The sequence below is a fragment of the Actinomadura terrae genome (assembly GCF_022751215.1).
GTDB classification, from domain to species: Bacteria; Actinomycetota; Actinomycetes; order Streptosporangiales; family Streptosporangiaceae; genus Spirillospora; species Spirillospora terrae.
In genome coordinates this window covers 493,492-512,142 of record NZ_JAICDG010000005.1, presented here as the reverse complement: position 1 = coordinate 512,142, position 18,651 = coordinate 493,492, and the positions used below count along the sequence as shown (strand labels likewise).

Below are 18,651 nucleotides of genomic sequence, written 5' to 3'. Positions count from 1 at the left end.
GCGCATTGGGCGGCGGCCGGGCCCGCCCTAGCGTCGTTGGGCATGAAGAACTCCATCGTTCGCCTCCGGTCCCGCAGGGCCGGGGTCGCCCTCGTCGGCGGGGCGGTCGTCCTCACCGCCGTCCCCGCCGCCGCTTTCGCCTTCGACGACTCGGGGTCCTCCACCCCGGCTCACCACGTGTCCTCCAGGGACGCGGCGGCCGCGCCGGGACGCGGCACGGTCGTGTCGGCGACCCGCGTCGCCCACATGACGGGCAAGCAGACCGGCGCCTACCTCAAGGACAACGACGACGCCCTGGCGTCGCCGCGTCCGCGCAACGGCGTGGACGCCTACCGCGTCGTCTACCGGACGATCACGCCCACCGGGAGGCCCACGACCGCGAGCGGCATCGTGGCGCTGCCGTCGACGGCCCCGAGGAAGGCGTTGCGGGCGGTCAGCTTCGCCCACGGCACGCTCGCGAACAAGAAGGACGCGGGCGGGACCGCCGAGGACGGGCAGGGGCGGGTCGCCGCCGTCTACTACGCCGCCGCCGGATACGCGGGCGTCGCGCCCGACTACCTCGGGCTGGGGCTCGGGCCGGGCCCGCATCCGTACATGCACTCCGCGTCCGAGGCGTCGGCGTCGCTGGACATGCTGCGCGCCGCGCGGACGGTGGCGGCGTCCCACGGCGTCCGGTTCCAGCCGCGCGTCACGGTGACCGGGTTCTCCCAGGGCGGGGTGGCGGCCATGGCGCTCGGCCGCGAGTTGGGCCGTGGGGCCGATCCCCACCTGCGGCTCGGTCCGATCGCCACCATCAGCGGGCCGTTCGACCTGCTGCGCGCGCAGTTGCCGGAGTCGCTGTCGCCGAGGTCGACGCTCGCGCCGAAGGCGTCGGTGTTCTACCTCGCGTACATCACGACGGCCTGGAAGCACGGGTTCGGCCTGTACCGGTCGCCGTCGGAGGTGTTCAACGCCCCTTACGCCTCGATCGTGGAGGGGCTGTTCGACGGGTCGAAGAACGAGGTCACCGAGATCCTGCCGAAGCTCCCCGACACGCCGGAGCAGCTGCTCACCCCGGCGTACCGGAAGCGGCTGGCGCATCCGTCCGGCACGCTGCTGAAGGCGATCCGGTCGTCGGACGGGACGTGCGACTGGAGGCCGGACGTCCCGGTCCGGCTGTTCGCCGGGTCCGGTGACGAGCAGGTCGCCTACGCCAACACGCTCTCGTGCGCCCGCGCCCTCCGCGCGCACGGCGCGAGGCCGCAGGTCGTCGACTACGGGCCGAAGTCGCAGCACATGGGGTCGCTCAAGCGCGGCCTCCCCGACATCCTGCGCTGGCTGGGTCGGAGCGGGCGCTAGGAGTCTGCCGGGTAGGTCTTGATGACCTTGCCCTGGGTGTTGACCGCGAGGTAGCCGCCGTCGTACTCGTCGGTGAAGTGGATCATCATCGTGGGCCGGTCGCCGTTGAAGGTCCACTTGGCGCTGACGATGATGTACCGGTTCGTCGGCTTCGGCACCTTGAGCGTCCGCGCGGCCCGGTCGAGCAGGGCGGGTAGCGCGTCCCAGTTGAAGATGTTGGGGTCCACCTTGGCGTCGCCGGTCGTGATGGCGATGCTCGGACGGCTGCGGATCGCCGCGTCCGCGCCCTTCTCGTAGGTGTAGTTGTCGAAGGCGGCGCGGCGCCCGGCGACGGGGGCGTCGGCGTCCGCGCGCTCCTCGTACACGGTGAGCTCCGCGAACCGCTTGCTGCCCGACGCCTGCTCGAACTTCTTGATGACGTCGCGGACGGCGGCGGGGGTCAGCAGCGTCTTCGGCTCCGCGCCGCCCTTCTTGTCGCCGGTCCCGTTCCCGGTGCCTCCGCGCGGGGTGTTCGTGTGGGAGGTACCGGGAGGGCCGGCGGCCGCGCTGTCGAGTTCCTCCAGCAAGCGGGGGACGGCGATGACGACCGCGGTGAGGACCGCCGCGACCGCCCCGACCGCGAGGATGATGACGGCCGTCGCGTTCGTCCGCGACCGGCGGCGCGGAGGCGGCGGTGCCGCCGGGCCGGTGATCCGCATCGGCGGCGGGAACGTACTGGGGAACGAGCCGGGGTCTGTTCCACGCGGGGGCGGCGAGAACGAGCCGGGGTCGGTGCCGGGTGGGAGCGGGGGCGGCGGGGCCGGGAGGGAGACCGGCATCGCGCCCGAGCCCGAGGTGGCCGCCGACCCGGCGGCGTGGGCGAGCATGCGGTCGAGCTGGTCGGGCCCCGGACGGGCGGCCGGGTCGCGCACCAGCAGCGCGTGCAGGACGGGTGCCAGCCGCCCCGCGCGGTGGGCCGGGGGGATCTGCGCGGTCATGACGGCGGCGAGCGTCGCGGCGGGGGTCGGGCGCCGCACCGGGTTGCGGCCCTCCACGGCGACGTACAGCAGCATGCCGAGCGACCACAGGTCCGACGCCGGGTCGCCCTCGGTGCCGTGCAGCCGCTCCGGCGCGATGTACTCCGGCGAGCCCACGAGTCCGCCGGTCGCGGTGACGCGGGACGCCTCGTCCAGGACCGCGATGCCGAAGTCGGTGAGGACGGGCGTGCCGTCCGTCCGCAGGAGGACGTTGCCGGGCTTGACGTCGCGGTGGCAGATCCCGGCCTGGTGGGCCGCGCGCAACGCGGCGAGGATGCCGCGTCCGACGGCGGCGCCCTCGGCGGGCGACAGCGGCCCCTCCTCCAGCCGGTCCTGGAGGGACCTCCCCCGGACGAGCTCCATCACCAGCCACGGGTGCGGCATCTCGGGGGAGTCCACGATGTGGTGGATGGTCACCACGTTCGGGTGGTCGACGCGGGCGAGCGCGCGGGCCTCGCGCATCACCCGCTCGCGCAGCATCCGCGCGAGCTTCGGGTCGAGGGCGGACATGTCGGTCTCGGCGAGCCGCACCTCCTTGAGCGCGACCTCGCGTTCCAGCGCGAGGTCGAGCGCGCGCCAGACCGTGCCCATCCCGCCGCTGCCGAGCCGTTCCCGCAGCTCGAAGCGCCCGTCGATCACCATCTGCCCTGAGGTCACGGCGGACAGCCTAGAACGACGACCACCATGAAAGCGCCCAAATCGCCCTGGAGCGGGCTCGTGGTCCGGGGCTGGTCAGGGCTACCAGCGCGGCTTGGCGCCGAGGCGCCAGCCCTCCTCGCACGCGGCCATCCACGCGGCGCGTCCGGCCGGGAACTTGCCGCCGCCCTTGACGCCCTCCAGGTAGGACTTGGCGCAGAAGTTCGACGGCGCGGTCTTCATCGTCGCGCGCATGCCCGCCGCCAGCTGGGCCATCTTCGTGTAGGTGTAGCTCTTGCCGTCCGGGTCGATCATCACGATCGTCTTGCTTGTAGGGAGCTTGGGCTCGGTGGGCGAGGTCACCGGCTTCGTCGGGGACGGAACCGCCGCGCTGGGGCTGGTGGGCGCGGGGGTACTCGGCGCGGCCGCACTCGGCGTGGTGGCGGCCGCCGACGGCGTGGACGGCCCGGCCTTCGCCTCCTTCCCGCCGCCGTCGTCGTTGCACGCGGCGGCGCCCAGCATCAGCCCGCCGACGGCCAGCGTGATCGCGATCTTTTTGGGCACGGGACAGCTCCAGGGGGCCGGTAGGGGCATTGCGGTCGGACCCTAACAGAACGATCGGCAGCCGACCGCTGGCGGAGGGTCACGATCGCGGCCGGTACCGGTCGCGGCGGTGACGATCCACCGTCCCCTCTCGCGCGAATCAGCCGAGACTCGAAAGGGGACGGGATGGGAGATCTATTCGCGACGCTGGACAGGCGGGTGGACGCGAACGCGCGCAGGGCGGTGGAGCTCTACGCGCGTGAGCTGCCCGAGTACAAGGCGCTGGCCTCGGGCGACCGCGAGCACACCGACCTGCTGGAGTTCGCGGTGCTGCTGCGGCGCCGCGGGGTGGAGCTGGCCGCGCACGACCGGCCGTTCACGGGCGCCGACCTGGCGGTCATCGCCTCGGTCGGGCACGAGCGCGGCCGGGCGGGGATCTCGCTGCCCGCCCACCGGGCCGTCCTCGGCCTGCACTCCACGCTGACGGTGCGGGAGATCCACGAGGCGGCGGACCCCTCCGACCTGGACGACCTCATGCGGATCCTCGGCTGGATCGGCCCGCAGGGGACGGCCGCGCAGAACGCCTACACGCGCGGCTTCCTGGACGGGCAGCGGCACGTCCTGCCGTTCGCCGAGCGCGTCCAGGAGCTCGCGGCGGCGCTGCTCGGCGGGGACCCGTCGGGGCCCGAGCTGGCACGCCGGCTCGGCCTGCCCGTCCCGGAGGACTACCTGCTGACCGTGGTCCGGATCGCGGACCAGGACCCGCCGCTGCCGCCCGCCGCTCTCGCCGAGGCCATCGGCGTCCTGGTCGACCTGGAGCGGGTGCCGATGCGCTGGCAGGACCCCCGGGAGTTCGTCGCGCTGCTGCCGATCCCGAGCGGCGAGCCGTGCGAGGCCTCCGAGCGGGACGGGATGCCCGAGCGGGAGGGGGAGGCCGAACGCGACGGGGTGCCCGAGCCGATCAGGGAGCGTGCCTTAAGCATGGCCGCCGTCCTCGCCGAGACGACCGGACGGCGCTGCGCCGCCGGTGCCGCGGTCGCGGGCGTGGCCGCGCTGCCGGGCGCGCTGCCGCTCGCGCGGCGCATCAGCGGGGTGGCGCCGGTCGAGGCCGTCCCGCACCGGATCACGATGCTCGCCGACGTCTTCGTCGAGCTCGGCGCCGCGCGGGTGCCCGAGGTCGACCGCTGGCTCAAGGGGATCGCCGACCGCCTGTTCCAAGGGCCCGACCTGGTCTCCACCCTGGACGCCTACTACCGCCATGACATGAACCGGCTGCTCACGGCCGCGCACCTGTACGTCCACCCCCGCACCCTCGACTACCGCCTGCGCCGGGCGCGGGAGCTGACCGGCATCGACCCGACGAGCACGCGGGGCGTCCGGGCCCTGAGCGCCACCGTCGCCCGCATCCTCGCCGACACCTGAGCGAAACACCGAAGGCCCGGTGCCTGTACGGAAGCGCCTCAGCCGTCACGCGGGCGCGTAGCTGACCGGTGGGGCCGACGCCGAAGGCGAGGCCCCACCGGGAAGATCGCGAAGCGATTCCGCGCCCGCAAAGACGCGGCCGTGGGCCGGGTCTTCATGAACAGAGTGTGCGGTTAGAGGTTCGTCGGGCGGTATGCCTTGTACTCGCTGCCGGACGAGAGGCCGTAGTCGCGCGTCCGGTGGTCGGTGCCGTAGTGGCCGCGCTGCTCGTAGGCCCAGTAGGACGTGTGGGCGCTGTTCGCCCACTTCTCGAAGATGACGACGTGCCGGGTGGTGTTGGTGCCCGACGCGTCCATGACGAGGTCGCCCTTCTTCAGCTCCGACATCGAAATGCGCTCGGTGTAGCGCGAGGACGTCAGGCCGACGGTGTTCTCGCCGGGCTTGGGCAGGCCGAGCGCCATCGAGACGAAGCCCGAGCAGTCGGTGCGGTAGCCGTTGTGGTAGTCGGACTGGCTGTAGGAGACGCGGTCGGAGGTGCCCGGGTTCCAGGTTTTGGCCCGTTCGATGACCTCCGACCGGGGGCTGGCCACCGGTTCCGGGGTCGCCTCCTTGCGGCGCTCGCGGGACGCGCGGTCGCGGGTGTCGCGTTCGCGCACGTCCGACTTGCGCTTCTCGGCCTTGGGCCCCGCCGCCTCGGGCGCGGTCGCCGGGGACGGGTCCGCCTGTTTCGGTGCCCGCGGGACGGTCTGGACGGCGGCCACCGAGTCGGCGGAGCCGGAGCCGGAGCCGAACGGGTCGGCCGTGACCTGCACGATGCCGCCGATCACGCCGAGCGCGGCGACTCCGGCCAGGGCGCCTGCGGCGCGGGGGTTGAGGTTGCGGAAGGTCCGGTACTTGCCGTGCTTGCCTTGCACAGGGGGGAACTCCTTGGCTTCCAGACGCCTACCGGGTTAGCTGACGGGTTCGGGCTGGAAGTCGCCCTACGGCCTGGTGACAGGCCGATTCACCCCCATGCGAGGTTGGGTCCCCGGCTCCGCGCGACGGCGGACTCGGCGTCGCCGCTGCGGTGCAGCGGCGCTGATGTTGTGGCCCGGACGAGGAGAATCGCCCCGGGTCATATCAATGCCCCCATCTAGGGACACTGGTGACAGAGCGCCTGGATGGCGTCCGAGTGGGACAAGTTACTCATATCGCCAAGGGTTGGCAAACCCCCGCAAAATCAAAATCTAGCGTGAAGACGCACGTCAGGGCCCTGCGCGGCCTTGCGGCAGGGCCCTGCGGGGGTCTGGAGCACGTGTCGGGTCAGGGTTGGACGAGCACCTTCAGCGCCTCGCGGTCGCTCATCGCGCGGAAGCCGTCCGCGATGTCGTCCAGGCTCACCGAGAGGTCGAACACCTCGCCCGGCGTGATCGTGCCGTCGAGCACCTCGGCCAGCAGTTCGGGGACGTAGCGGCGGGCCGGGGCGACGCCGCCGGTGATGGTGAGGTTGCGCATGAAGACGTCGAAGTCCAGGCGCGCCTCGGTGTACTGCGGGACGCCGACCCGGCTGATCGTGCCGCCGTCGCGGACGCCGCCGAGCGCCGTCTCGAACGCCTCGCCGTTGCCGACGCATTCGAGCACGTGCGGGACGCCGTCGCCGCCGGTGAGCTCGCGCAGCGCGGCGACCGCCGCCGCGCCGCGCTCGGGGACCACGTCGGTCGCGCCGAACCGGCGGCCGAGGTCGGTGCGGGCCTGATGGCGGCCCAGCAGGACGATCCGCTCGGCGCCGAGCCGCGCGGCCGCCAGCACCGCGCACAGCCCGACCGCGCCGTCGCCGATGACCGCGACCGTGGCGCCCTTGCCGACCCCGGCGGTGACGGCGGCGTGGTGGCCGGTGGGCAGCACGTCCGACAGCGCCATCACCGACGGGATCACCGGGTCGTCGGCGCCGACCGGCAGCTTGATCAATGTGCCGTCGGCCTGCGGGACGCGGGCGGCCTCGCCCTGCCCGCCGTCCAGGCCGCCGACGGCCCAGCGGCCGCCGTTGCGGCAGGAGCCGTGCAGGCCGTCCCGGCAGAAGTCGCAGGAGTTGTCGCACCACAGGAACGGGACGAGCACGACGTCGCCGCGCCGCACCGAGCCCACGTCGGCGCCGGTCTCCTCGACGACGCCCATGAACTCGTGGCCGATGCGCAGCCCCTCGTCCACGGGGTCCATGCCGCGGTAGCGGTGCAGGTCGCTGCCGCAGACACAGGCACGCGTCACCCGCACGATCGCGTCGGTCGGCTCCCGCAGCACCGGGTCGGGCACCTCCTCGACCCGGACGTCGCCGCGGCCGTAGATGAGGGTGGCTCGCATCAGGGGGTCACTCCTTCGAGTCGATGATCGTTGCGTCGACCAGGTCGCGCACCGGCCGGTGGTCGAGGTCGAGGACGACCTCGACGAACTCCTCCAGCCGCGCGGGGGTCAGCGGCGTCTCGGCCGTCATCGCGCGCAGCCGGTCGGCGGTCTCGTCCCGGTCCCAGTCGAACGTGGACGGGTCGGGCGCGTGCTCGGCGACCCGCGTCCCGCCCTCCCGGGTCTGGACGGTGATCCGGCAGGCACCGCGCGGTATGCCCGCCGGGACGACCCTGACACGGCGGACCAGGTCCATCAGCTCGGGGTCGTCGTACCCGTAGAGGTCGTCCAGTTCGATGCCGCCCTTCCGGATCGCGACCGCGAGGCAGTAGGGCAGGCTCATCAGCGTCCCGCCGACGTCCCGGAACGGGCCGTGCGCGTCGACGCCGGGGTAGGCGGCGTCGTCCGCCGGGAGTTCGACGACGGCTTCCACGACGTCCTCGGCCCGGATGTCGAGGCCGGTCAGCAGCGTGACCGGGATCTGGTTGATCGCGCAGACCGGATACGGCTTGTAGGTGACGGACCGGAGCCGCCAGTCCTCGCCGAGCCGCAGCTCAGGGGTATCGGGGACGGTGCCGGTGAACGCGCGCAGGTGCCCGGCGGCGCCGTCGAGCGCGTCCGGTGCGCCGGTGACGCCGCGCGCGGCCAGCAGCGCCGCGACCATGCCGTTGCGGCTCGCCGCGCCGACCTGGTAGCGCCACTCCTGCGTGCCCGCGACCCACGTCTGGTTCGTGCCGCCGCCGAACGCGGCGGCGAGGCCGAGGGCCGAGACCGTCTGCTCGGCGGTCAGGCCCAGCAGCCGCGCCGACCCGGCCGCCGCCGCGAACGGCCCGTAGACGCTGCTCGCGCGGAACCCCCGCGCGGTCGAGACGTCGGCGTTGCCCTCCGCGATGACGGACGCGGCCTCGTATCCGGCGATCAGCGCGGCCAGCAGGTCGCTTCCGTGCAGCCCGGCGCGGTCGGCGAGCGCGAGCAGCGCGGGCAGCGTCGTCGCGCCGAGGTGCGTGGACACCGCGACCTGCGTGTCGTCCTGCGTCCGCGCGTGGACGAGCGCGCCGGTCGCGAGCGCGAACGCCTCGACCGTCACTGACGTGCCGTCGATCAGCAGCCGTGCGCCGTGCGGCGCGGCGCCCTCCTCGCGGGCGAACGCGTAGGCGGTCGCGGCGAGGCGGTGCCCGGCGAGGCCCACGCCGAGGTCGTGCAGGACCGTCACCTTCGCCTTCTCGACCAGCTCGGCGGGGACGGACGACAGCTTCAGGTTCGCGGTGAAGTCGGCGACGCGTTCGGCGAGGGTCGTCACGGCGCCTCGCCCTCCGCCGCCACGCGGGCGATGACCTGGCCCACGACGACGTCGGCGTCCTTCTCGACGAGCAGCTCCACGATCGTCCCGCCGACCGGGCTGACGATCTCGGCCTGCGCCTTGTCGGTCTCCATCTCGGCGATCGGCTCGTCCTCGGCGACCCGGTCGCCGACGTTCTTCAGCCACTGGACGATCGTCGCCTCGTCCATGGTCGCGCCCCATTTCGGTACCACGATGTCCGTCACGCCCTGGTCCTCTCGATCGTCGCGACGGCCGCCGACACCACGTCCTCGGCCCCGGGGTAGTAGGCGCGCTCCAGGTCGGGCGCGAACGGCACCGGCGCGAACGGTGGTCTGACCTGCGCGGCCGGTGCGCGCAGCGATGCGAACCCGTCGGTGGCGGCGAGCCGGACCACCTCCGAGCCGACGCTGCACGGGCCCTGCGCGTCCTGGACGACGACGAGCCGTCCCGTCCGGCGGAGCGACTCCAGGATCAGCGGCTCGTCGAGCGGGCTGAGCGTCCGCAGGTCGAGCACCTCGGCGTCCACGCCGCGATCGGCGAGCGTCTCGGCGGCCTCCGTCGCGACCGGGACCGTGTCGCCCCAGCAGACGAGCGTCACGTCCGTCCCCGGGCGGCGGACGAGCCCGGCGCCGATCGGCACGACGTGGTCGGGATCGTCGGGGACCTCGCCGCGCCGCGTCCACAGCCCGAGGCTCTCGATGACGATGACCGGGTCGTCGTCCCGGATCGCGGCCTTGAGCAGGCCCTTCGCGTCGGCGGGCGTGCCGCCCCAGACGACCTTCAGCCCGGGGACGGCCGCGAGCCAGCCCTCCAGGCTCTGCGAGTGCTGCGGGCCCGAGCCGCGGTGGCCGCCGCACAGCGTCCGGATCGTCAGCGGCACCGAGAACGCGCCGTCGGACATGTAGGACATCTTCGCGGCCTGGTTGACGAGCTGGTCCATCGCCAGCGTCATGAAGTCGAAGTACATGATCTCGGCGACCGGGCGCAGCCCCGCCATCGCCGCGCCCACCGCCATGCCGGTGAACGCCGCCTCGCTGATCGGGGTGTCGCGCACCCGCCACTCGCCGAACCTGTCCCGCAGCCCGCGCGTCGCCGCGAACGGGCCGCCGGGCACGCCGACGTCCTCGCCGAAGACGTGGACGGAGTCGTCGCGTTCGAGCTCCTCGTGCAGGGCCGCGTTCACCGCCCGCCAGTACTTGGTCGTGCTCATCGCGCGGCACCCCCGCTGTAGACGTGCGCGCTGTAGACGTGCGCGGTCACCGATCCGGGCGCGGCGAGCGGCTCCGCCTCGGCCGCGACGACGGCGTCCGCGATCTCCCGCTTCGCCTCCGCGTCGATCGCCGCGAGGTCGGACGCCGCGTCCGGGAGGGCGTCGGCCAGGCGTTTCAGCGGGTCGGCGGCCTTCCACTCCGCGACCTCGGCGTCCTCGCGGTACTGCTGCGGGTCGCCCTCGAAATGGCCGTGCCAGCGGTAGGTCATGCACTCCAGCAGGGTCGGGCCGCCGCCGTCGCGCGCCCGCCCCACCGCCTCGTCGGCCGCGCTCCGGACGGCCAGCACGTCGTTGCCGTCCACCCGCACGCCCGGGACGCCGTAGGGCGCGGCATGGTCGGCGACGCGCTTGGCGGCGAGGTGCACCGACACCGGCGTCAGCTCCGCATACAGGTTGTTCTCGCAGACCAGCACCAGCGGCAGCCGCCACAGCGCCGCGAGGTTCAGCGACTCGTGGAACACGCCCTGCGCGACCGCGCCTTCGCCGAAGAACGCGACCGCGACGCCGCCGCGTCCCTTCCGAGCGGCCGCGAAGGCGCCGCCGAGCGCGATCGGGATGCCCGCGCCGACGATCGCGTTCGCGCCGAGGATTCCGGCCGCCGGGTCGGCGATGTGCATCGAGCCCGACCGCCCGCCGCAGTACCCGGTCGCGCGGCCGAGCAGCTCGGCCAGCATCGACGTCGGCTCGCCGCCCTTGGCGAGGCAGTGCCCGTGGCCCCGGTGCGTGGTCGTGATGTGGTCGTCCTCGCGCAGGACGTCGCAGACGCCCGCCGCGACCGCCTCCTGGCCGATCGACACGTGCAGCGTGCCGGGCAGCTTCCCGGCCGCCATCAGCCGGGACGCCCCGATCTCGAACTGCCGGATCCGCGCCATCGTCCGGTAGAGGCGGAGAGCCGTTTCCGCGGTCATGGTCCGTCCTTCCTGGGGAGTCTCGGGAGTTCCAGGACGGCGGTGCCCGGCGCGCACAGCACCCCGTCGGCGTTGTGCTCCTCCAGCTCGCACTCGACGACCCCGGCGCCCGACTCGTCCACCCGGCAGGCGGTGACGACGCCCGTGCAGGTCAGCGTGTCGCCGGGGACGGCGATGTGCCGGTTGCGCCAGCCGAACCGGCGCAGCCGCGCGCCCGGCCCGGCCCAGGTGAGCGCCGTCCGAACGAGGAAGCAGCCGTGCAGATGGGACTGGACGAGGACGTCCGGATACCCCTCGCGCGCCGCGTACTCGATGTCGTAATGGATGCGGTGCGCGTTCCAGGTCGCCGCGCTGAACCGGAAGACCTGGACCCGGGTGGGCCGCATCGTGAGGGGGTCCAGTTTCGTGCCGGGCGCGACGTCCTCGAAGAAGCGTGTCGTCACAGTTCCGCCTCCGGACGCGCGATGAGGTTCTCCCGGGAGGTCACGAGCGGCGTGCCCGACGCGTCGCGGTAGGCGCGCAGCAGCGTGACGACCAGGAACGGGCCCGAGCGGCCCTCCTTGAGCGCCACGTCCTCGATCGAGGTCTCGCGCACGATGTGCGTGCCGTCGCGGACCGGCGCGTGGAAGTCGATGTCCTGACCGGCGCCCATCATCCGCAGTCCGGCGAGGGGGAGGTCGGCCATCTCGTCGTCGGTCGTGCCGTCGGGACGCAGCGCGTCCTGCGGCGGCCCGGCCTCCCAGCCGAGCACGCTGGTCGGGAACAGCGGCGGTGCCACCGCGCCCGGCGGCTCGCCCGCCGCGACCGCGAACCGCTGGAAGTCGCGCGCGGTCACGCGTCCGAGGTCCTCGCGGCGGGACGTCCCGACGTGCTCCAGGACGCGCCGGTACACCTCGTCGAGGGTGCTCATCGCTCATCTCCCCCTGGAAGCCCGGCGAGCCGCAGCCGCAGCAGCTTCTTCTCGATCTTGCCGATGGACGTCTTCGGAAGTTCGGGCACGACATGGATCCGGGTGGGCACCTTGAAGGCGGCGAGGCGCGTCCGGCAGTGCGCGGCGATCTCCTCGAACGTCGGGGCCTCGCCCGGCGGCGCGACGACGAACGCGACGACCTCCTCGTCGCGCACCGGGTCGCGCCCGGCGACGACCGCCGCCTCGGTGATCGCGGGATGGGCCAGCAGCGCGAACTCCACCTCGCTCGCCGACACGTTCTCCCCGGCGCGCTTGATGACGTCCTTGCGGCGGTCGAAGAAGTAGACGTAACCCTGCTCGTCCAGGTAGCCGTTGTCGCCGGTGTGCAGCCACCCGTCCCGGACGGTCGCGGCCGTGGCCTCCGGGTCCTTGAAGTAGCCCTTCATCAGCGTCCGGCCCGGCACCCCGGACACGAGGATCTCGCCGACCTCGCCCGCCGGGACGTCGCGCCCGTCCTCGCCGACGATCCGGATCCGGCGGTCGAAGTTCGGCAGCCCGATCGACGGCCACCGGCGGTCGCCGAACACCGGCGACATCGTGACGACGGTCCCGCCCTCCGACAGCCCGTACCCGTTGATCAGCTCGACGCCGAACCGGCGCTCGAAGGCGTCCTTCTCCTGCTCGGTGACATTGATCGCGTAGACGCAGCGGCGGATCTCGTGCTCGGCGTCCCGCTCGGTCGGCGGCTGCGCGAGCAGCGTCCGCGCCTGCATCGCGACCAGGCTCACCGCCGTCGCGCGGTGCCGCCGCACCGCCGCCCAGAACCCGCTCGCGTGGTAGTCCTCCAGCACGACGGCCGTTCCGCCGACGGTCAGCGCCGCCAGCAGCGTGATCTCCTGCGCGTTGATGTGGAACAGCGGCAGCGCGGTCAGCAGCCGGTCGCGCTCGTCCAGCGCGGCGCCGCGCGACACCCGCTCCCCGCCCCACAGGCAGTTCGCGTGCGTGATCATCACGGCCTTGGGGCGCGCGGTCGTGCCCGAGGTGAACAGCATCTCCGCCACGTCCTCGGGACCGATGTTCTCGGACGGCGGGGCGGGCGGCGCGGCCAGCAGGTCGGCGAACGGCACGAAACCGTCGGCGTCGCCGCGTGCGACGATCCGGTGCGCGACCTCCGGGACGTCCGCGAAGACGTCCGCGAAGAGGGCGATGTAGTCGGGTTCGGTGAGCACGCCGACGGCCTCGGAGTGCTCGATCAGATACGTCAGCTCGGCGGGGGAGTTCGCGATGTTCGACGGCACCATGACGGCGCCGAGCCAGGCCAGCCCGAACCAGGCGAACACGAACTCGGCGCTGTTGCGCAGGTGCAGGACGACCGCGTCGCCGCGTCCGACGCCGAGGGCCGCGAACCCGCCCGCCGCGCGGCGGACGGCGTCCAGCACCTCCGCGTAGGTGTACTCGGTGACGGCGCCCGCGCGGTCCTCGACGACGAGGCAGGCGCGGTGCGGGTGCCGTGCGTCCCGCTCGGTGAGCAGGTCGGCGAGGGTGCGGTTCCCGATCAGATCCATGACGGCTCCCGGTGCTCAGTCCCGCGAGGACAGGCCGAGCAGGTTGCGCGCGATCATCCAGCGGTGGATCTCCGAGGACCCGTGCCCGATCCGCCACACCCGCACCTGCCGGAAGAAGCTCTGGATCGGCAGCTCCTTGCTGTAGCCGAGGCCGCCGAACACCTGGAGGCAGCGGTCGGTGACGCGCTGGGCCATCTCGGTCGCGTACAGCTTGGCGATGAACGCCTCGTTGCGGATCGGCTGCCCCTCGTCGGCCATCCACGCGGCCCGGTACACCAGGTACCGCGCCGCCTCCAGCTCGACCGCGCTGTCGGCCAGCATCCACTGGACGCCCTGCCGCGTCGCGATCGGCTTGCCCCAGGTCACCCGCTCCTTGGCCCACTCGACGGCCATGTCCAGGCAGCGCTGGGCGATGCCGAGCTGGAACGCGGCGATCTTGAGACGGCCGTGCGTGAGCTGCTCGTTCGCGAGCGCCCAGCCGCCGCCGACCGGCCCGAGCCGCGCCGAGTCGGGGACGACGCAGTCGCTGAACGACAGCTCGTAGGGCTCCCAGTCGTCGCCCATCGTCGGGATCGGCCGGGACGCGTCGAAGCCGGGCGTCCCCATGTCGATCAGGAAGCAGGTGATGCCCCGCGACCCCGCCTCGGGATCGGTGCTGGCGAACAGGATGCAGAAGTCGGCGCGGTCGACCTCGGAGATGAAGATCTTCGTGCCGTTGATGGCCCAGTTGTCGCCGTCGCGCACGGCCGTCGTGGCGATGCGGGCGAAGTCCGAACCCGTGCCGGGCTCGGTGAAGGCGTAGCAGCTGCGCCGCTCGCCCTCGATGACCGGGTACAGGTAGCGCTTCTTCTGCTCCTCGTCCGCCTGGTAGAGGACGGGTTCGGGGCTGCCGCCGAACTCGAACATCCCCGGGTGCTTGTACAGCTCCTCGACGACCAGGCAGGTCGCGAGCGTGCCCATGCCCTGGCCGCCGTACTCCTCCGGCACGTCCAGCGCCCAGAGCCCCTGCGATCTGGCACGTTCCTGGAGGTCGCGGCGCTCCTGCGGGGTGAACCTCCCCTCGGTCAGGAACCGCTGCTCCAGCGGCATCAGCTCCCGCTCGCGGAAGCGCCGCACGGAGTCGACGAACATGCTGAGCTCGGCCGGGATGCTGAAGTCCATGCGCCGTCACCCTCCACGTTGTCCGGCTATCGACCGACTAGTCGGTCGGTTTCGACTTTTACACGGGCTCGGATCGGTGTCAACGGCCATCAGGTCGCCGCGCCCGCGTGCTCGTCGGGGGCGCCGACCAGCGCGACCCGGTTGCCGAACACCTCGATCCCGTTCGCCATGTCGTGGTGGGCGCGCCCGATCTCGTGGAAGGGGACGACCTCGCCCAGCGCCGGGTCGATCCGCTTCTCCCGGACCAGGTCGTTGTAGGCGCGGGCCTGCTCGTCGTTCGTCCCGTGCGAGCCCTGGAGCCGCTTCTGCATCACCCACTGGTAGCGAAGGTCTACCGTCGCCGAATACCCGGACGTCCCGGCGCAGATCACGACCATGCCACCGGGCGCGCACAGGAACACGCTCGTGGGGATCGTCGCCTCGCCCGGATGCTCGAACACGATGCGCGGGCTGCGCCGTCCCGCGATGTCCGTGAGCGCCTGCCGGAACCGGCGCGCCTCCTTCAGCCACGCGCCGTAGCCCGGCGCGTCGTCCCAGTGCGGCGGGACGCCCCAGTGCGCGAAGTCGTTCCGGTTCAGGTAGCCGATCGCGCCGAGGCGGGTCGCGTACTCGCCGCGCCGGTCGTCGGAGACCACGGCGACCGCGTCCGCGCCGTGCGCGACCGCCAGCTGGATCGCCTGCGTGCCGAGCCCGCCCGAGCCGCCCCACACGAGCACGAGGTCCCCGGGACGCAGCCGGTGCCCGTCCCAGCCGAACAGCATGCGGTAGGCGGTCGTCCCGACGAGCGTCGGCGCGGCGGCCTCCGCCCAGGTCAGGTGCGGTGCCTTCGGGAGGAGCTGGTGCTCCTGGGCCAGGCAGAACTGCGCGAACGACCCGAAGTTCGTGTTGTATCCCCAGATCTTGGCGCTGGGGGCGAGCATGGGATCGTTGCCGTCCTTCACCCACGGGTCGTCCGGGTCCCAGTAGCCGGGGTGGACGACGATGTGGTCGCCGGGCGACACCGACTCCACGCCCTCGCCCACCGCGTGGACGATCCCGGACGCGTCGCTCCCGCCGATGTGGAAGTCCCACGGCTCGCCCTTGCGCCGGCGGTCGGCGATCACGTCGATCGGCGTGCCGCGCGCCGCCCACACGTTGTTGAAGTTGATGCCCGCCGCCATCACCGCGACCAGCACCTCGCCGGGCCCCGGCTCGGGCACCGGCACCTCCTCGATCTGGAAGGCGGTCAGCGGGTCGCCGAACCGGCCCTGCCGGACGACCTGCGCGAACATGCGTCCGGGACGGGTGCCGGGGGGCGGCGTCTCGCCGACCGGAATCCTCGCGTCAATGGACAACGATCGCTCCTGCCTTTTCGGGGCTCACGGGTTGCTCGGATGCGCTGATCAACATTTCTCGACGACCGCCTGTTTCGGATGGAACTACGCGTCGCGGCGAAATGTCAATCCCCGTTCCCGGAGGGTTGACGGCTCTGCTATGGCGAGGTAACTTTAAGTCGCCCGACCGGTCGGTCGGGTCATGGTCGAGCGACGATCGCCTCGCGTCCACCTGCGTCGACACCCCATCATCCGCAGCTCACCTCCTGGCCAGCCCGGCGGGTTCCGCCGACCGGCTCGCCATTGTTTCCACCCCCTCTCCGAGCGTCGATCAATCGACGGCCGTCCCGTCGAGAATGCGCATCGACGTTTTCTCCTGCCCTTTTGGCGGAGTGTGGAATTTTCAGCCCGAATTCTCAGGAGGACCGATGGCCGGCGTCCGAGACGACAGCCCCACGGCGGCGGAGCTGGTGGCCGCCTACGCCGCCGGGACGATCTCCCCGGTGGAGGCGACGACCGCGGCCCTGGAGGCGATCCGGCGGCACGACGGCGACTACAACGCCTTCGCGCTCGTCGACGCCGAGAGCGCGCTGGCGGACGCCCGCGCGGCCGAGCGGCGCTGGCGGGACGGCACCCCGGCCAGCCCGATCGACGGCGTCCCGATGTCGATCAAGGACCTGTTCCTGACCCGGGGCTGGCCGACGCTGCGCGGCTCGCGGTGCGTGGACCCGAACCAGCCCTGGGACGTCGACAGCCCGGCCGCCGCCCGGCTGCGCGAGGCCGGGGCCGTCCTGCTCGGCAAGACCACCACGCCCGAGATGGGGTGGAAGGGCGTCTGCGACAACCCGCTGACCGGCGTGACCCGCAACCCCTGGGACACGACCCGCACCACGGGCGGCTCCAGCGGCGGCAGCGCGGCGGCGGTCGCGTCCGGCATGGGCGCGCTGTCGGTCGGCACCGACGGCGGCGGCTCGGTCCGCATCCCGGCGGCGTTCTGCGGCGTCGTCGGCCTGAAACCGACCCACGGCCGCGTCCCGCAGTACCCGCTGAGCGCCCTCGCGGTCCTCGCGCACGCCGGGCCGATGGCGCGCACCGTCGAGGACGCGGCGCTGCTGCTGGACGTGCTCGCGGGGCCCGACCCCCGCGACCCGTTCGCGCTCGGCCCGCTCGCCACCCCCTACACCGACGAGCTCGGCCGCGACGTCACCGGCGTCACCGCCGCCTTCTCCCCGGACCTCGGCCACGCACGGGTGGACCCCGAGATCGCCGCCGCCGTCGCGTCCGCCGCGCGGGCCCTGCAAGACGTCGGGGTCCGCGTCGAGCAGGCCGACCCGGGCTTCCCCGACCCCTACGACGCGTTCGACATCCTGTGGTGCGCGGGGGCGGCCAAGTGGCGCGACGTCCTCGGGGACGGCGCCGACATCGACCCCGGCCTGCGCGCCGTCATCGAACGCGGGCTCACCTGCTCCGCCGCCGACTACCTCGCGGCGGAGGTGGAGCGGGTCGCGCTCGGCGTCCGGATGGGCGAGTTCCACACCCGGCACGACGTGCTGATCACCCCGACCGTCCCGATCCCCGCGTTCGAGGCCGGGCACGACGTCCCGCCGGGGAGCGGGCTGAGCGACTGGCCGAGGTGGACGCCGTTCACCTACCCGTTCAACATGACCCACCAGCCCGCGATCAGCGTGCCGGTCGGCCGCACGTCCCGGGGGCTGCCGATCGGCCTCCAGATCGTCGGCCCCCGGCACGCGGACGCGCTGGTCCTGGCGGTGGCACGGGCGGTGGAGCGGGTGCACCCGATGCCGGGTCCACCCGCCGCCCACGCGACCGAGCCCGCCTCGACCTCCTGAGAGCGGTCAGCGTCCTGGGGGCGGTCAGCGCAGGGTGTCGGTGAAGGCGGCCAGTTCGTCCAGGGCGCGGAGCGAGTCGCCTTCGGACGTGGTCGGGTGCTCGAACGCGATCCGCTCCACGCCCGCCTCGGCGAGCGCCGCGACCCTCTCCGCGTCGGGGCCCAGCCCGGCCAGCGTGATCGGGACGTCCGGGCGGCCCCGCTCGGCCAGCCGCGCGGAGAACCGGCGGATCTCGTCGGGCGTCGTGGCGGCGCGGGGGAGCCAGCCGTCGCCGAACCGGGCGATCCGGTCGAGCGAGGCCTCGCTCTCCCCGCCGACGTAGATCGGCGGGTGCGGGCGGCGCTCCGGCTTCGGCCACAGGTGGATCGGGTCGAAGTCGACGTGCTCGCCGTGGAACTCGGCCTCGTCCTGCGTCCATATCGCCTTGATCGCGGCGAGCCGCTCGTTCAGCAGCGCGCCCCTGGTGCGCGGGTCGGTGCCGTGGTTGCGCATCTCCTCGCGGTTCCAGCCGGAGCCGACCCCGAGGATCACCCGCCCGCCGGACAGGACGTCGAGCGTCGCCACCTCCTTGGCGGTGTGGATCGGGTCCCGCTGGGCGAGCAGCGCGACGGCGGTGCCGAGCAGCAGCGTGGAGGTCACCGCCGACGCCGCCGCGAGCGCGGGGAAGGGCGCGAGCGTGCGGTAGTAGGCGTGCGGCAGCTCGGCGCTGCCCTGCCAGAGGGTCTCGCGGCGGACGGGAATATGCGAATGCTCGGCGATGAACAGCGAGTCGAAGCCGCGTTCCTCCGCCGCGCGCGCCAATACATCGGGCCGGATGCTCTCGGCCGTCAAAAGCGTGTAGATGCCGAACTTCATGGGGTCTCCGAGCGTTGTCGTCGTCCTGCTGATTTCGCCGGGGATGGCAGGGCCGATTTCCGTGTCCGGGCGACTTCGATCTTAGGTGGACGCGGCGCCGAGCGGCAACGCGACAACCCGGAGAAAACGCCAGCTCAAGGGTTGACACCCCCGGTAACGGCTGCAAT

At 73.0% G+C, this 18,651-nt stretch carries 17 protein-coding genes and 1 riboswitch; of the genes, 3 read left to right on the top strand and 14 right to left on the bottom strand.

All coding sequences use genetic code 11. The annotated features are described in order from the left end of the window. The first annotated feature begins 42 nt into the window (after positions 1-42). Positions 43-1,338 (top strand): lipase family protein, encoded by a 1,296-nt coding sequence (locus K2F47_RS31315; RefSeq protein WP_242909516.1) that lies wholly within the window; start codon positions 43-45, stop codon positions 1,336-1,338. On the opposite strand, the gene K2F47_RS31310 is transcribed toward K2F47_RS31315, so the two are convergent. Together K2F47_RS31310 and K2F47_RS31305 are read right to left on the bottom strand one after the other, a co-directional pair. Next, the gene (locus tag K2F47_RS31310) at positions 1,335-3,011 is read right to left on the bottom strand and encodes a serine/threonine-protein kinase (RefSeq protein WP_242909515.1); all 1,677 of its coding nucleotides are present in this window, start codon (positions 3,009-3,011) and stop codon (positions 1,335-1,337) included. The two genes, K2F47_RS31315 and K2F47_RS31310, sit on opposite strands and share 4 nt — an antisense overlap. A gap of 81 nt (positions 3,012-3,092) precedes the next feature. Next, entirely contained in the window at positions 3,093-3,554 is a 462-nt protein-coding gene (locus K2F47_RS31305) for a hypothetical protein (RefSeq protein WP_242909514.1), read from the bottom strand. Positions 3,555-3,719: 165 nt separating this feature from the next. On the opposite strand from K2F47_RS31305, the gene K2F47_RS31300 reads away from it, so the two are divergent. Next, positions 3,720-4,955, top strand: coding sequence for a PucR family transcriptional regulator (locus tag K2F47_RS31300; RefSeq protein WP_242909513.1), 1,236 nt, complete (start codon positions 3,720-3,722; stop codon positions 4,953-4,955). A gap of 173 nt (positions 4,956-5,128) precedes the next feature. On the opposite strand, the gene K2F47_RS31295 is transcribed toward K2F47_RS31300, so the two are convergent. The 11 genes from K2F47_RS31295 to ccrA form a co-directional block, all read right to left on the bottom strand. Continuing rightward, entirely contained in the window at positions 5,129-5,869 is a 741-nt protein-coding gene (locus K2F47_RS31295) for an NlpC/P60 family protein (RefSeq protein WP_242909512.1), read from the bottom strand. A 10-nt stretch (positions 5,870-5,879) separates the two neighbouring features. Further along, positions 5,880-6,020, bottom strand: a riboswitch (cyclic di-AMP (ydaO/yuaA leader). 237 nt (positions 6,021-6,257) lie between these two features. Then, the gene (locus K2F47_RS31290; protein WP_242909511.1) at positions 6,258-7,292 is read right to left on the bottom strand and encodes a zinc-binding dehydrogenase; all 1,035 of its coding nucleotides are present in this window, start codon (positions 7,290-7,292) and stop codon (positions 6,258-6,260) included. A gap of 7 nt (positions 7,293-7,299) precedes the next feature. Beyond that, positions 7,300-8,631: an MmgE/PrpD family protein gene (locus K2F47_RS31285; RefSeq protein ID WP_242909510.1), complete on the bottom strand. Its 1,332-nt coding sequence runs from the start codon at positions 8,629-8,631 to the stop codon at positions 7,300-7,302. Continuing rightward, a complete protein-coding gene (locus K2F47_RS31280; protein ID WP_242909509.1) occupies positions 8,628-8,876 on the bottom strand; it encodes a biotin/lipoyl-containing protein in 249 nt (82 codons plus the stop codon). Before K2F47_RS31280 ends, K2F47_RS31285 begins: the two co-directional genes overlap by 4 nt. Beyond that, on the bottom strand, positions 8,873-9,862 hold the full coding sequence (locus tag K2F47_RS31275; protein ID WP_242909508.1) for an alpha-ketoacid dehydrogenase subunit beta: 990 nt from the start codon (positions 9,860-9,862) through the stop codon (positions 8,873-8,875). The genes K2F47_RS31280 and K2F47_RS31275 overlap by 4 nt, the downstream gene beginning before the upstream one ends. Beyond that, complete coding sequence (locus K2F47_RS31270; protein ID WP_242909507.1) at positions 9,859-10,830, bottom strand: thiamine pyrophosphate-dependent dehydrogenase E1 component subunit alpha; 972 nt, start codon at positions 10,828-10,830, stop codon at positions 9,859-9,861. The genes K2F47_RS31275 and K2F47_RS31270 overlap by 4 nt, the downstream gene beginning before the upstream one ends. Next, entirely contained in the window at positions 10,827-11,273 is a 447-nt protein-coding gene (locus K2F47_RS31265) for an FAS1-like dehydratase domain-containing protein (RefSeq protein WP_242909506.1), read from the bottom strand. Before K2F47_RS31265 ends, K2F47_RS31270 begins: the two co-directional genes overlap by 4 nt. Continuing rightward, positions 11,270-11,740, bottom strand: coding sequence for an FAS1-like dehydratase domain-containing protein (locus K2F47_RS31260; protein ID WP_242909505.1), 471 nt, complete (start codon positions 11,738-11,740; stop codon positions 11,270-11,272). The genes K2F47_RS31265 and K2F47_RS31260 overlap by 4 nt, the downstream gene beginning before the upstream one ends. Continuing rightward, positions 11,737-13,305 carry an AMP-binding protein gene (locus tag K2F47_RS31255; protein WP_242909504.1) on the bottom strand — a complete coding sequence of 523 codons (1,569 nt, stop codon included), beginning with the start codon at positions 13,303-13,305 and terminating at the stop codon, positions 11,737-11,739. The genes K2F47_RS31260 and K2F47_RS31255 overlap by 4 nt, the downstream gene beginning before the upstream one ends. A gap of 15 nt (positions 13,306-13,320) precedes the next feature. Further along, positions 13,321-14,466 carry an acyl-CoA dehydrogenase family protein gene (locus K2F47_RS31250; RefSeq protein ID WP_242909503.1) on the bottom strand — a complete coding sequence of 382 codons (1,146 nt, stop codon included), beginning with the start codon at positions 14,464-14,466 and terminating at the stop codon, positions 13,321-13,323. An 89-nt stretch (positions 14,467-14,555) separates the two neighbouring features. Further along, complete coding sequence (gene ccrA, locus K2F47_RS31245; RefSeq protein ID WP_242909502.1) at positions 14,556-15,800, bottom strand: crotonyl-CoA carboxylase/reductase; 1,245 nt, start codon at positions 15,798-15,800, stop codon at positions 14,556-14,558. A 407-nt stretch (positions 15,801-16,207) separates the two neighbouring features. Here ccrA and K2F47_RS31240 point away from each other — a divergent pair, with 407 nt between their 5' ends. Then, positions 16,208-17,629, top strand: a complete 1,422-nt coding sequence (locus K2F47_RS31240; RefSeq protein WP_242909501.1) for an amidase — start codon at positions 16,208-16,210, stop codon at positions 17,627-17,629. 24 nt (positions 17,630-17,653) lie between these two features. Here K2F47_RS31240 and K2F47_RS31235 read toward each other — a convergent pair whose 3' ends face one another. Next, complete coding sequence (locus K2F47_RS31235) at positions 17,654-18,484, bottom strand: LLM class F420-dependent oxidoreductase (protein ID WP_242909500.1); 831 nt, start codon at positions 18,482-18,484, stop codon at positions 17,654-17,656. Between the last annotated feature and the right edge of the window lie 167 nt (positions 18,485-18,651).